Source organism: Pseudomonas sp. G34 (assembly GCF_031119625.1).
In the GTDB taxonomy this organism is placed as follows: domain Bacteria; phylum Pseudomonadota; class Gammaproteobacteria; order Pseudomonadales; family Pseudomonadaceae; genus Aquipseudomonas.
Window position 1 is genome coordinate 121,381 of sequence record NZ_JAVHZV010000002.1, and the last position, 13,139, is coordinate 134,519.

Below are 13,139 nucleotides of genomic sequence, written 5' to 3' on the forward strand. Positions count from 1 at the left end.
CGCAAGGGCATCGCACTCGTCGCGCGATGATCGTCATCACGCCACGGGTTTTGCAGTATTCGTCGCGCGTGTGTGGCGTCTACGGGGAGGCTTATGCGCCTGATTCTTGCTGAACCCTTCAAGACCCTATGGGCCGGCAAGGATGCCTTCGAACAGGTCGAGGGCCTGCAGGGGCAGGTCTATCGCGAACTCGAGGCGCGGCGCACGCTGCGCACCGAGGTGGACGGCAAGGGCTACTTCGTGAAGATCCACCGCGGGGTCGGCTGGGCCGAAATCGTCAAGAACCTGGTCACGGCTCGCCTGCCGGTGCTGGGCGCAGGCCAGGAGTGGAGGGCCATCCAGCGTCTGCACGAGGCCGATGTGTCGACCATGACCGCGGTGGCCTACGGTGAGCGTGGCAGCAATCCGGCGCAGCAGCATTCGTTCATCGTCACCGAAGAGCTGGCACCGACCACCGACCTCGAACAACTGACGATGGGCTGGGGTGACCAGCCGCCGGCGGCGACCATGAAGTGGGCGCTGATTCGCCGGGTCGCACAGATGACCGGGCGCATGCATGCCGCCGGCGTGAACCATCGGGACTGCTACATCTGCCACTTTCTGCTGCATACCGACGTGCCCTTCGATGCCGAGGATTTCCGCCTGTCGGTGATCGATCTGCATCGTGCGCAGGTGCGTCATGCGGTGCCGAAGCGCTGGCGCGACAAGGACCTGGCCGGGCTGTATTTCTCGGCGTTGAACATTGGCCTGACCCGGCGCGATCTGCTGCGCTTTCTCAAGGTGTACTTCGGCGTTGTCGACAGCCGCCCGTTGCGCCAGATCCTGCAGGGCGAGGCTGCGTTGCTGCGCTGGCTGCAGGGCAAGGCCGACCGGCTGCGCTCGCGCTATACGCGCAAATATGAAACGGGAGGTGAAGCATGAGTCAGTGGCGTGTCACCGCCTTGGCCACGCCCGAGGCGGCCAGGGCATTCGCGTCCCTGGATGCGGTCTTTGCCCTGCAGGGCGAGGCCATAACCCACGACCCGTTGTCGGATGTGATTCGCGTGGAGTTCGGCGGGCTGCGCTACTACGTCAAGCGCTACCACGGTGCGGGCAAGGGCGCGCGGCGCTTCGTCGGCCGGCCACGGGTCAAGGCCGAATGGCAGAACCTCAAGCACTTCGCGACCTGGGGCATTCCCACCGCGCCCATCGCCGCCTACGGGCTGGAGCGCAAGGGTGCGGCCTTTCACCGTGGCGCGCTGATCACCCAGGAGCTGGTCGATACCACGGACATGTGGCGGCTCGCCTCCTCGGGCGATGCGCGCCTGCGTGATCGGGCCTGGGTCGAGGATGTCAGCTGTCAGCTGGCTCGCGCCACGCGTATTCTTCATGATCATCATTTCGCCCATAACGACCTGAAGTGGCGCAATCTGCTGGTCGATGAGCACCGCCGTCTGTACTTCATCGACTGCCCGACCGGCGCATTCTGGCGGGGGCCGTTTCTGCGTCGGCGTATCGTCAAGGATCTCGCCTGTCTGGACAAAGTGGCCAAATATCACCTGTCGCGGACCCAGCGCCTGCGTTTCTATCTGCAGTACCGGCGCCGCGAGCGGCTCAACGACAGTGACAAGCAGCGCATCGGCCAGATCGTCCGCTTTTTCGAGGGAAGAGAATGAAGGACTTCATCGACAGCGCTGACCAGGCGCTGCTCGAGCGTCATGGCCTGGCCAGTTTCGAGGCGCTCTGGACGCTCGAACTGCATGCGGTCGACGAGCCCAACAAGGCGCCACGCGGCGGTTGGAGCACGGTTTATCGGCTCGACCTGGAAGGCCATGGCTATTACCTCAAGCGCCAGAGCAATTACCTGACCCATAGCCTGGAACGGCCCTGGGGCGAGCCGACGCTGGCACGCGAGTTTCGCAACATTTGTCGCTATCAGCGCCTGGGTATTCCGGCCATGAGCGCCGCCTTCTACGCCGAGCGACGCATCAGTGGTGAGCGCCGAGCCGTGCTGCTGACCCGCGCCCTGGATGGCTGGCGGGACCTCGACAGTTGGCTGCCCGAGTGGCGTCAGCTTGCCGCCGAGCAGCGCCAGGCGATCGTCAGCGCCTGTGGTCGCCTGGCGCGTCGCGTGCATGAGAAGGGGCAGGTGCACGGCTGTTTCTACCCCAAACATATCTTTCTGCAGCCCCGCGACGCTGGTTTTGCCGCGCAACTGATCGATCTGGAAAAGACCCGGCCGCTGTTTCTCGGTGAGCGTGACCGGGTCAAGGACATCGAGCCGTTGCTGCGCCGCACCAATCCCTGGAATGAAGCGGACCACCTGGGGTTCCTGACTGCCTATCTGGGTAGCGGGCAGCAGGTGGATCACTGGTCGCAGCGTCTTACGGCGCGCTTGAAGGACAAGGCCCAACGCCCATGAAACTGGCTTCACTGACCCAGGTGGGGCGTAGCCCCGAATTGCCGCTGCTGGTCGAGATGCCGGCAGGCCAGCCGCTCGAGCTGTGCAGCCTGCTGCGCGTATTGCCCGGCCAGCGTTATGTCGGCCAGGCGCAGTGGCAGGGGCGTACGGTGCTGGCCAAGCTGCTGGTCGGCAGTAAGGCCGAGCGGCATTTCGCGCGGGAGCTGCACGGTGCCCAACTGCTGGCGGCCCAGGGGCTGTGCACGCCGTTGCTGCTCGAGCATGGCGTGGCGGCAGGCGAGGGCGGCTGGCTGCTGTTCGAGTTCCTGGAGGGCGCGCGCAGCCTGGCGGATGACTGGCAGGCCGTCGCTGACCAAGTGTGGTTGAGCGATGCCCAGCAGCAGGTACTGGGCGAGGCGCTTGGCGTCATTGGCCAGCTGCATCGTCGTGGGCTGTGGCAGGAAGACCTGCACCTGGACAACCTGCTGCGCCACGACGGCCGTCTGCACCTGATCGATGGCGGCGGCATTCGCGCCGAGACGCCAGGTCAGCCGCTGTCGCGCGATAGGGTGCTGGCCAACCTGGGGCTGTTCTTCGCGCAGTTTCCCGGGGCCATCGACAGCTATATCGAGGAGCTGCTGGTGCATTACCTGCTGGTCAATGGCGAGCACGCGCTGCCGCTGGAGGCACTGCTCAAGGCGGTGGCCAGGGCGCGGGCAACGCGCATGCAGGCGTTCATGGCCAAGATCGAGCGTGAGTGCACGGCGTTTCGCGTCTGCCGCGGGCCGTCGCGCCTGCAGGTGGTGAGGCGCGAAGAAGACGTGGCGCTGGCGCCCGTGCTGGCTGATCCCGATGCGGCGATTGCTGCCGGCGAGCCGCTCAAGCTGGGCGGCTCCTCGACCGTGGCGCGTATCGAGCAGGCTGGCCGCCAGCTGGTCATCAAGCGTTACAACATCAAGGGCTTCGGCCACTGGCTGCGACGCTTCTGGCGGCCGAGCCGGGCCTGGCACAGCTGGTGCGAGGGTAATCGCCTGGATTTCCTCGGCATCGCCACGCCCACGCCGCTGGCCGTGCTCGAACGGCGTACCCTGTGGTTGCGCCGCCAGGCCTATCTGATTACCGAACACACGCCGGGTATGGATATAATCGCCCGTTTCGCGCCCTGCGGGGCAGACGAGCTGCCGCCCGAGGCAGAGCTGCAGGCGCTGCAGGCATTGTTCGCGGCCCTGTTGCGCGAGCGCATCAGCCATGGCGACTGCAAGGGCACCAATATCCTCTGGCAGGCCGGCCGTTGGGCACTGATCGATCTGGATGCCATGCAGTACCATGGCCAGGCCAGCAGCTTCAAGGCTGCCTACGCGCGTGATCGCGCGCGTCTGCTGCGTAATTGGCCTGCCGATAGTGCCCTGTACCGTGAGCTCGATCGGCGCTTGCCAACACTTATTTGAGCTTCCGAACGGAGGCTCATGGAAATCAAACAGTATCGGTTGTCGAGTCAGGCAGCCGCGTTAAGAGGCTTTATCCGTGGCATTGACGATTCTTGGCCTGTCCGGCGCCCTCAGTCATGACCCCTCCGCGGCCTTGTACATCGACGGCAAGTTGATTGCAGCGGCGGAAGAAGAGCGCTTCGTGCGTGACAAGCACGCGAAGAATCGCATGCCCTACGAGTCGGCCAAGTTCTGCCTGGAGCAGGCTGGCATCAAACCATCGGATGTCGATGTGGTGGCGATTCCCTTCGCGCCCATCAGCCTGTTCGGCAAAGCGCGCTGGCACTACGCCAAGCGCTACTGGTATGCGCCGGATCGCGCCCTCGACGCGATCCTCATGGGCAATCGCCGCTACAAGCGCTACCGCAAGAAGATCGTCTGGTGCCTTGAGCAGCTGGGTTTCGACGCCAAGAAGGTCAGGATCGAGCCGGTTGAGCATCACCTGGCCCACGCCGCCAGTGCCTATCACTGTTCGGGCTTCACCGAGAAGACCGCCATCCTCGGTATCGACGGCAAGGGCGAATACGCCACCACCTTCTTCGGTTATGGCGAGAACGGTCGTATCCACAAGATCAAGGAATTCTACGATCCGGATTCCCTGGGCGGCCTGTATGGCGCGGTGACCGAGTTCCTCGGCTTCGAGATGCTCGACGGCGAGTTCAAGGTCATGGGCATGGCGCCCTATGGCGATGCCAGCAAGTACGATTTTTCCCGCCTGGCCAAGTTCGAGAACGGCGAGCTGGTGATCAACACCGACTACGCCAACGTCATCGGCCTGCGCCGCCACAAGGAAAAGGGCAAGGGTTTCTACTTCTCGCCCAAACTGATCGAGTGGCTGGGGCCCAAGCGTGAAGGCGATATCGCCGACGACCCCTACATCCACTACGCGGCCAGCATGCAGGCGCTGTTCGAGAAGCTGGCGCTGGAGATGATGGACTACTACCTGGGCGACATCATCCGCGAAACCGGCAAGATCGCCTTTGCCGGCGGCTGCGCGCTGAACGTCAAGCTCAACCAGAAGATCATCGCCCGCCCCGAGGTCAAGGAGCTGTTCGTGCAGCCGGCGTCCGGTGATGCCGGCACCTCCGTTGGTGCCGCTGCGTACGTTTCCCACAAGCGCGGCGTGCCGGTCGAGAAGATGGAGCACGTTTACCTCGGCCCGGCCTACAGCAACGAAGACGTGATCGCCGCCTGCGCGCGCCACCCGAGCGCGCCGAAATGGCAGAAGATCGACGACATGCCACAGCGCATCGCGCAGATCATGGTCGACGGCAACCCGGTGGCCTGGTTCCAGGGGCGCATGGAGTTCGGCCCGCGCGCCCTGGGCGGTCGTTCGATCATCGGTTGCCCGAGCATCCCCGGCGTGGCCGATCGCATCAACGAACAGATCAAGTTCCGCGAGCGCTGGAGACCCTTCTGCCCGTCGATGCTCGACACCGTCGCCGAACAGATGCTCAAGGTCGACCATCCGAGCCCGTTCATGACCTTCACCTTCGAGGTCAATGACGAGTGGAAGGAGCGGGTCAGCGAAGTCGTCCACGAGGACGGCACTTCCCGTGCCCAGGTGCTCAAGCGCGAATACAACCCGCGCTGGTACGACCTGATGCTGGAGCTGGAAAAGCTCACCGGCAACGGCGTATCCCTGAACACCTCGCTGAACCGCCGTGGCGAACCGATGATCTGCTCGCCGACCGACGCCCTGAACATGTTCTTCGGCTCGGACCTGCAGTACCTGATCATGGAAGATATTCTGGTGATCAAGGACGATGTCGTTGCGCCGAGCAGTGACCCGTCCGGTAGCGTGGAGCCCTAGGTTTGGCTGGCAGCCAGGCAAGGTTGAAGACGCTGCTGTTCAACGACACGTCTTCGGAAGGTCACCACGGCTGCCATTTGGTGATGCAGCAGATCTACACGCTGGCCGAGCAGGCTGGCATGGAGATTCTGCGCGCCTGCCCGATGCACCACGACTGGCAGACAGACGAGCAGCTGCAACGCGACATTCGCGCTGCAGATATCTGTCTGGTCAATGGCGAAGGCACCATGCACGATGATGCGCCGCTGGCCCTGCGCTATGGGGCGCTGGCGCGGTATTGTCGGGAGCATGGCGTGCCCTGTTTTCTGATCAATTCGGTGTGGCAGAACAATGTGCGGCTCAATGCCGATGCGCCCTTGTTTACGCGCATATTCGTGCGCGACGTGCTGAGTCAGGCTGCATTGGATGAGATCGGGGTGTCGGCCGAGGTTGTTCCGGATCTGACGCTGTCTTATCAATACCAGGGGACTACGCCCGCTCGTCAGGGCCTGCTGATCAACGGCAGTGTGCTCACGGAGCGGTTGCGCGAGGCGTGGCGCATCAGCTGTGCCAATCCTCACCTGCGCTATGTCAGTATCCGCACCGTTGCGCCCTTGCAGCTGGGCAAGGGCTTCAACGTCTATCTGCGCAAGAATCTGCGCAAGCGGCTGAAAGCCTATCGGCGTATCGCCGCCAGCTATCTGCACCGCTATCCGGCCGAGTTGCCCGGTTCGCGTATCGACAAGCTGCGCTGGCGTTACGCCGTGCTGGCGCCGCGCCGCTTCCTTGCCCTGTTGCGCCGTTCGCAGGGCGTGATCACCGGGCGTTTTCATCTGGTGACGCTGTGCCTGGTCACCGGCACCCCTTTCTATGCCATCGCCTCGAATACCCACAAGATCGAAGCCTTGCTTGGCCAGGTCGGATTAGGCGAGCGCCTGCGCTCCTCGTATCAGGAGGCTGTTGGTGATGCGCCGCGCATCGCATTCAGCGAAGCGGAGCAGGCGGGCATCGAAAGCTTCCTGCAGGTTGCTCGCCATCAGGCCGGCGAAATGTTTGCGGTGATGGCCCGGATAGCCCGAGATCGGCGCGCTACGCGATAGCGGTGCACACAGCGGCCGCAGGCTGTTTTGTATGTGACCGAACGGTCAGAAAAATCCGCTCGGGCGCCGCTCATCAAATTCATTGAACCATGCGAATTCACGCATCTCCGACTTTCATGGTCGAGGTTTCGGCTGCGCGAAAATCAGGCTGGCATGGCTGATTTCCAACTGCAGTCGATGCGACTTTGCCGGGTGCTTACCTGCACCTGAATCGTTGCCGTGAAAAGAGTTGGATCAATGAATACTAATAATATGAGCCAGGCATGGGTGCTGCAGATCTGTCATGGCTACGACGGGCCGTTTCTCGACTGTGCCCGACAATATGCCGTGCTTTTTGCCGACAGCCCCTACAAGGTCATGACCGTGTACCTGAGTGGCAAATATGACGCTCAGGTTGAGGCAGGGTCGGCCTCCGATGAGGTGGTCTTTCTCGAATACAGCAGCAAGGCGCTCAGAGGGCTGAAGCTCGGCGCGATTCGCGCGATTCGTCGGATCGCTTCTGAGCGCAACTTTGCGCTGTGCATTGCCCATCGCTCCAAGCCGGCTTATGTAGCGATGCTGGGTAGCAAGCTGCCAGTGATCGGTATCCACCATGCTTTTGGCGATTACCAGCGCAAGTCGCGCCAGCTGTTCGCCAACTTGTTCCGTAAACGTCTTTACCTGTTTGGAGTATCGGATGCGGTGCGTGATGATTTGCGCGCGTGCCTGCCGGGCTGGCCGCAGCAGCGTATCCAGACGCTCTACAATCGCATCGATTTGGATGCCGTGCAGTCTGAGCAGTTGTCACGCTCAGCCGCTCGCCGGGCGCTTGGTTTGCCGGGTCAGGCTTGGGTGATCGGTAATGTGGGAAGGTTGCATCCTGACAAGGATCAGGAGACGCTCATCCGCGCCTTTGCCGACGCATTGCCTACTTTGCCGGTGAATAGCCTGCTGGTGATAGTCGGAGAAGGTCGCTTAGAAGCTAGGCTCAAGGCGCTGGTCGGCGAGCTGGGCATCGGCGAGCAGGTTCGCTTTCTGGGGCAAGTGCCGCAAGCGCGGCGTTACTTCAAAGCCTTTGACATGTTCGCACTCAGCTCCGATCACGAACCCTTCGGAATGGTGCTGCTGGAAGCCATGGCCGCAGGGCTACCGGTTGTCTGCAGCGACTGTGGCGGTGGGCGCGAGGTCGTCGGTGAAAAGGGGCAACTGTTCACCTTTGGCGATTGGCATGCGCTTTCTGCCAGCCTTCAAAGCGTCGCTTCGGCTCAGCAGAGAGAGCTGGAGCAGCTTCGTGAAGACATGCGCGGCTGGCTGGAAAGTCGCTTCGTCGACTCCGCAGTCGCGCCGCGATTCTTCGCTACCTTGTCCGGCTGGCAGGCTTGCCGTCTGTGAGTGCCAACGATCGCCCAGCTGCTCCGTTGGTTAGCGTTATCGTGCCCTGCTTCAACTACGCCAGTTACGTGGGGGATGCGCTGCGCAGCATTCTTGAACAGGATTATTCCGCCATCGAGCTCATTGTGATCGACGATGGCTCTACCGATGACAGTGCATTGCGTATCGAGGAGGCGCTGAGTGGTTGGCGAAGTTATCCGGCGGTACAGCGAGTGGAGTTCATTCGCCAGTCCAATCAGGGGGTAAGTGCTGCGCTGAATCGGGGGTTGGATCTGGCGCACGGCGAGTTCGTGGCCACCTTCGATGCGGACGACGTCATGGTGCCAGGGCGCATTGCACTACAGGCCGACTACCTGGTTGCACATCCTGAGGTGGGGTGCCTGGGCGGGCGCGCAGTGCGAATTGACCAGAACGGTGCGGTGTTGCCAAAGAAAACCAAGGCGCGAGAGGTACGGTGCTACGATTTCGCCCAGGCACTGGCCCAGGCGCTGGTGGTGGGTGGCAATCTGGTCATGTACCGACGTGAAGCCATGCTCGCGGCGGGCAAGTACGATCCGCAGCTACGTGTGCAGGATTTTCAGATGACCCTGAAAATTGCCCATGCCGGTTACCATGTTCATGTAATACCGGATGCCGTGACCCTGTATCGAAAGCACGAGGGTGGTCTATCGCGCAATTACCTTGCCGAGTATCGCTACGGCATGCAGTTGCTGGATCTTTACCGAAATCATCCGGCTTACGAGTCTGGGAAGGCACGCTTGCTGACCAAGATACTTGGCCCGGCGGTAACCCAGGACAAACGGTTCGCATGGAGCCTTTTTGCACAGATCCCGTTGCGGCAATGGGATCGCCAGTTGTTCAAGCGTTTCCGGCACTTGTTGTTGAAGCGGCGCGCCGAGCTACCCTGTTGAATTGTGCGCGATGCCGGGCCGCGTGCCTGGCAATGGATTAATCGAGCCTCCGGTCATGTGCCGCGCTAGCGGCAACTGGGAGCCTGTGGATGAGTGAGCATGGAACAAGTGCCTGAGGGCGATACGCCGGCTGTTGGCAAGCGTAAATATCTGATTCTGGATGGGATAGGCGGTGTGCCGTTGGGGCGTGAGCTTTTCGAGGCCTTTCTCGAAGCGGGTGTGCCAGCCGTGCATTGGGATGCCTTGCGGCAGAAGCCACGGCGCTGGTACGGAGTAGCGTCGGCGCTGTACAAAGCGAGCAACAAGGCAGGTGAGCGGAACGGTTTTTCGCATCTGCCCCGGCTGCCGCTGGAGCCGCTTCGCAAGTTGCTGAAGGACGAGGCGCCGACACACGTGTTGGTGGTCGGTTTTCTCTACAAGCATTACGACATCGATCAGGTGGCAGGCATGGTGCGCGCCCTCGGCGCCCGCTTCATGCTGTACGACACCGATAGTTGCAATCTCTACTCGAAGCGCCGGGAGTTCTTGTACTTCATCGGGCAGGAACTGCCGCGTTACGACTTGCTGTTCTCCTTTTCCGAAGTGACCACGCGGTTCTTTCGTGAAACCTTGGGGCTCGATGCGCAGTATTTGCCGTTTGGCGCCGTGGTCTTGCCACAGCAGCACCGTGACCCTGAACGCGACGTTCTGTTCGTTGGCAGTGCCGATCTACGCAGGGTTTTTCTGCTGGAGAATATCCGTGAGCATCTGACCGTTCGCGGAAATCGCTGGCGCCGTAACCATGCCTTGATGTCTCCAGAACTGCAGCGACGGGTCGATGATCGCGCGGTTTGGGGGGATGAGCTGCGCGAGCTGCTGCAGACCTCTCGGATCGTGCTCAACATTACCCGCTCGGATTTTCATGGCGCTGAAACTGGCGTCAATCTAAGGATTTTTGAAGCGATATCAGCCGGCTGTTTTCTGCTGACCGACTACTGCGAGGAAATAGCTTCCTTGTTCACACCTGGTGAAGAGATCGAGGTATTTCGCTCGAGGGCCGAGCTCAAGGACAAGGTCCGTTATTATCTGGCCAACCCTGCAGAATGTGAACGTATTGCGGGCAACGGCCGGGCACGCTTCCTCGAGCAGCACACCTGGGCGAACCGCGTTGCGCGTATTTTGGCCTGTGCCTAGCAACACCTTGATCCGCGGATTTCGAGATATCTCATGACTGACTCTTCTGCAGCGTCGCCTGTGTGGTTTGACGTAGTAATACTCAGCTTCGCCAAAGACGCGGCCTTGCGACAGGTCACCGAGCATTGCCTCGATTCGCTGGTGGCATCCGAAGACCCGGAGCGGATTCGCCTACGTATCTGGGTGCTCGAGTCCAATGCTCAGGCACCGGCTTATACACAGCCGGGGGTTGCAACGCTCTATCCCGAGGCGCCCTTCAACTACCACGCCTACATGAATATCGGCATTCGCGAGGGGCAGGCGCCCTTCGTGGCCATCTGCAACAACGATCTGTCTTTCCATCCCGGCTGGGCTTCGGAGCTGCTGCGCGTGTTCGAGCAGGATCCGAGCGTCAGCAGTGCCAGCCCGGCCTGCTCCCTGCACCATCCGCGTAATGGCTTCGCGCTCAACAGCGGCGTCTACCCAGGCTACGGGGTGCTGAAGGAAATTTCTGGATGGTGCCTGGTTTTTCGCCGCTCCATCCTGGAGGTGATCGGCGCTCTGGATGAGCGGTTCTTCTTCTGGTACGCGGACAACGACTATGCGCTGACGCTTCAGTCCAAGGGATTGCGGCATGTGCTGGTCACCTCTTCGGTCGTCGATCATCTCGACAGCCGCACGCTGCGTACACACACCTCGGCTCGGCAGTGGTTGATGACCAAGCGCGCCAAGTACACCTTCGAAGAAAAATGGCTTGGTCGCAGCAAGGGCTACCTGATGCGCAAGAAACTCAAGCTGTACCTCAAGTTTCCACTCTATTACCTGGGGCTGAAGAAAGTTAAATGAACGAGCGTTTTTCGCGGTGCCGGAGTTGATCTCCGTCATCATCTGCAGTGCCCAGCCCGCCCGGTTACAGGCAGCGACCCGCAATATCGAAGCCACGATCGGTGTCGAATACGAGCTGATTGCCGTGGACAACAGCGTCGAGGGCCGAGGCATCTGCGCGGTCTACAATGAGGGTGCCTCCAGGGCGCGCTACCCGTTCCTGTGCTTCGTGCATGAGGATGTGGAGTTCTTGAGTCAGGATTGGGGCGTGCGGGCGCTCGCTCATTTTTCGCACGACGAGGGCCTTGCCTTGATTGGCCTGGCTGGGAGTCGCTACAAGGCGGCAACACCTTCTGGCTGGCACAGCGGTGATGACGACGATCTGTGCATCAACGTGCTGCACGGTGCATCGAGAGCAAGTGCCAACGCGGCTTTCGCCAAACCAGCCGACAGCGGTTCGGCGACCTGTGTACCGGTCGTGGCGCTGGATGGTGTCTGGTTGTTCGCGCGTCGTACGGCGTGGGCCGAAACGCGCTTCGATGAGCGCTTGGGCGGCTTTCATTTTTATGACGTCGATTTCAGCCTGCGTGTTGCCCGGCGGGGCAAGATCGCCGTCGTCTTCGATATCGAACTTTTGCACTTTTCCCTGGGCAGCTTTGCTGAGGCGTGGGCCAGGCAGGCGCTCGCCTATGCCGCTGCGCCACCGGTGGCACTGCCGTTTTCTTGCGCCACACCCTCGAACCCAGGCCTGCTGCGCCGCAAGGAGGCGGCGGCAGTGCGTTACTGGCTGCGCCTGTTGAGGCGAGCGCAACTGCCATGGGCTTTGCGGATTCGCTGGCTCCGGGCTGTCGGTATTCAGCGCTACCCCGCCCAGTGGCGCGTGGCGCTCAAGTTTCTGCTGCGCTGATGATTTCAGCGTAGCGGAAGCAGGACGCCCCCAGGATGTAGTCGGCGAGCTGGTGCGTGTCGATGGGGGCATCCGCGAGTTGCGCCAGCTCGTCGGCATTGGAAAAGCTGGGTATGCCTTCGGCTATCAGGTTCAGGCTGCTCGCTTGGTACAGGGCACAAGGTACGCCGAACAGCGTTGCTTCAAACAGGCTGGTGGTATTGAACCCGACTGCCAGGTCATAGCCTCCGGCACGTAGCGCGTGTGCAAGGGTTGGGCTGTCGTCGAGCGAGGCGCTTGATGGCACGGCAGCCATCAGTGCCGCGTCCTTGGCGAGCAGCGGGTGCAGGCGCACCGTCAGCCGATAGCGCGCGGGCAAAGAGGCCAGTAGATGGAGCAGTTGGATGCTGTCGCCCACATAGCGTTTGCCCGGCAGCACGCAAAGCAGGTGTTTGTGCGCGCTGGGCGATGGCCGCGACCCAGGCTGAGGCGCGGGTGGGTCGATGTAGCCGGCGATCTGTATCCGGTAATCGGGCGTGCGGCCGATTTCACGGTGGAATGCAGCAATTTCGGCGCGGCAGAACTCGCTCCAGACCAGCAAGGTGCTGGCCGTGACGTTTTCATAGTTGATGATGTCGATCGGTTGCTCGCCGCGATAACGATGATAAAGCCCGTGCTGCAGCGAGTAGGTCGGCAGGCCGTGATGCCGGCAGGCGGCGACCAGAAAACACTCGGGAATGTTGGCGCTGTTGAAACTGACCAGTGAAGTCAGCTGCTGGGGGATCTGCAGCCTGTCGATGGCTCTGAAGTGCTTGATGGTATGGCACAGCGCGCTGAATACGTAGAGCTGCAGCAGCAGGGGCAGCGAACAGCGCCGTGTTATCCTCCAGGCCGCGTACATGGCGCGCCAGTCCAGCGATTTGCTGGCGTCCTCCTTGAGGGCAGGCATGTAACTGATGTTCCGAGGCTGCTTTTCGCCGAGCCGGTTACCGATGCTCAGGGCCAGCTTGGTCTGGTCGTCGCGATCACAATGCCAGATGTAGGCGTCATCCTTGAGCTGATCATGGTGGCGGTAACGCGGGGTCAGGCGTATCAGCTTGAACGCGCTGCGGATCTTTTTGCGGGTCGAGCGCTTGTCGAACAGCAGGTGCGCCAACACGGCTGCCGTTGGGTTGCAGAGGTTGTAGCCGTGGTAGGTGGCGAACCTGAGCTTTTCTTTTGTCTGGGCGTAGAGG

The 13,139-nt window shown here is 61.6% G+C and carries 12 protein-coding genes; 11 read left to right on the forward strand and 1 reads right to left on the reverse strand.

The window, feature by feature from the left end; all coding sequences use genetic code 11:
- Window positions 1-93 precede the first annotated feature (93 nt).
- From rfaP to QYS36_RS01165, 11 genes are all read left to right on the forward strand, one after another.
- Window positions 94-921 (forward strand): lipopolysaccharide core heptose(I) kinase RfaP, encoded by an 828-nt coding sequence (rfaP, locus tag QYS36_RS01115; protein ID WP_308837745.1) that lies wholly within the window; start codon window positions 94-96, stop codon window positions 919-921.
- Window positions 918-1,655, forward strand: a complete 738-nt coding sequence (locus QYS36_RS01120; RefSeq protein ID WP_111464360.1) for a lipopolysaccharide kinase InaA family protein — start codon at window positions 918-920, stop codon at window positions 1,653-1,655. The genes rfaP and QYS36_RS01120 overlap by 4 nt, the downstream gene beginning before the upstream one ends.
- Entirely contained in the window at window positions 1,652-2,401 is a 750-nt protein-coding gene (locus QYS36_RS01125; protein WP_308837746.1) for a lipopolysaccharide kinase InaA family protein, read from the forward strand. The genes QYS36_RS01120 and QYS36_RS01125 overlap by 4 nt, the downstream gene beginning before the upstream one ends.
- On the forward strand, window positions 2,398-3,828 hold the full coding sequence (locus QYS36_RS01130; RefSeq protein ID WP_308837747.1) for a lipopolysaccharide kinase InaA family protein: 1,431 nt from the start codon (window positions 2,398-2,400) through the stop codon (window positions 3,826-3,828). Before QYS36_RS01125 ends, QYS36_RS01130 begins: the two co-directional genes overlap by 4 nt.
- 76 nt (window positions 3,829-3,904) lie before the next feature.
- A complete protein-coding gene (locus QYS36_RS01135; protein WP_111464363.1) occupies window positions 3,905-5,680 on the forward strand; it encodes a carbamoyltransferase in 1,776 nt (591 codons plus the stop codon).
- A 2-nt stretch (window positions 5,681-5,682) separates the two neighbouring features.
- Entirely contained in the window at window positions 5,683-6,759 is a 1,077-nt protein-coding gene (locus QYS36_RS01140) for a polysaccharide pyruvyl transferase family protein (RefSeq protein WP_308837748.1), read from the forward strand.
- A gap of 237 nt (window positions 6,760-6,996) precedes the next feature.
- Window positions 6,997-8,130 carry a glycosyltransferase gene (locus QYS36_RS01145; RefSeq protein ID WP_308837749.1) on the forward strand — a complete coding sequence of 378 codons (1,134 nt, stop codon included), beginning with the start codon at window positions 6,997-6,999 and terminating at the stop codon, window positions 8,128-8,130.
- Window positions 8,127-9,041, forward strand: coding sequence for a glycosyltransferase family A protein (locus QYS36_RS01150; RefSeq protein WP_308837750.1), 915 nt, complete (start codon window positions 8,127-8,129; stop codon window positions 9,039-9,041). The genes QYS36_RS01145 and QYS36_RS01150 overlap by 4 nt, the downstream gene beginning before the upstream one ends.
- Window positions 9,042-9,140: 99 nt before the next feature.
- Window positions 9,141-10,214, forward strand: a complete 1,074-nt coding sequence (locus QYS36_RS01155) for a glycosyltransferase (RefSeq protein ID WP_308837751.1) — start codon at window positions 9,141-9,143, stop codon at window positions 10,212-10,214.
- Window positions 10,215-10,319: 105 nt separating this feature from the next.
- The gene (locus QYS36_RS01160) at window positions 10,320-11,039 is read left to right on the forward strand and encodes a hypothetical protein (protein WP_208597302.1); all 720 of its coding nucleotides are present in this window, start codon (window positions 10,320-10,322) and stop codon (window positions 11,037-11,039) included.
- A gap of 16 nt (window positions 11,040-11,055) precedes the next feature.
- The gene (locus QYS36_RS01165; RefSeq protein ID WP_308837752.1) at window positions 11,056-11,925 is read left to right on the forward strand and encodes a glycosyltransferase; all 870 of its coding nucleotides are present in this window, start codon (window positions 11,056-11,058) and stop codon (window positions 11,923-11,925) included.
- On the opposite strand, the gene QYS36_RS01170 is transcribed toward QYS36_RS01165, so the two are convergent.
- Window positions 11,906-13,060, reverse strand: coding sequence for a hypothetical protein (locus QYS36_RS01170; RefSeq protein ID WP_308837753.1), 1,155 nt, complete (start codon window positions 13,058-13,060; stop codon window positions 11,906-11,908). The two genes, QYS36_RS01165 and QYS36_RS01170, sit on opposite strands and share 20 nt — an antisense overlap.
- Window positions 13,061-13,139: the final 79 nt, after the last annotated feature.

Coding starts and splice junctions, on each gene's coding strand:
- QYS36_RS01130 (WP_308837747.1), top strand. CDS start 2,398: ATGAAACTGGCTTCACTGACCCAGGTGGGGCGTAGCCCCGAATTGCCG.
- QYS36_RS01120 (WP_111464360.1), top strand. CDS start 918: ATGAGTCAGTGGCGTGTCACCGCCTTGGCCACGCCCGAGGCGGCCAGG.
- QYS36_RS01125 (WP_308837746.1), top strand. CDS start 1,652: ATGAAGGACTTCATCGACAGCGCTGACCAGGCGCTGCTCGAGCGTCAT.
- QYS36_RS01155 (WP_308837751.1), top strand. CDS start 9,141: ATGGAACAAGTGCCTGAGGGCGATACGCCGGCTGTTGGCAAGCGTAAA.
- rfaP (WP_308837745.1), top strand. CDS start 94: ATGCGCCTGATTCTTGCTGAACCCTTCAAGACCCTATGGGCCGGCAAG.
- QYS36_RS01145 (WP_308837749.1), top strand. CDS start 6,997: ATGAATACTAATAATATGAGCCAGGCATGGGTGCTGCAGATCTGTCAT.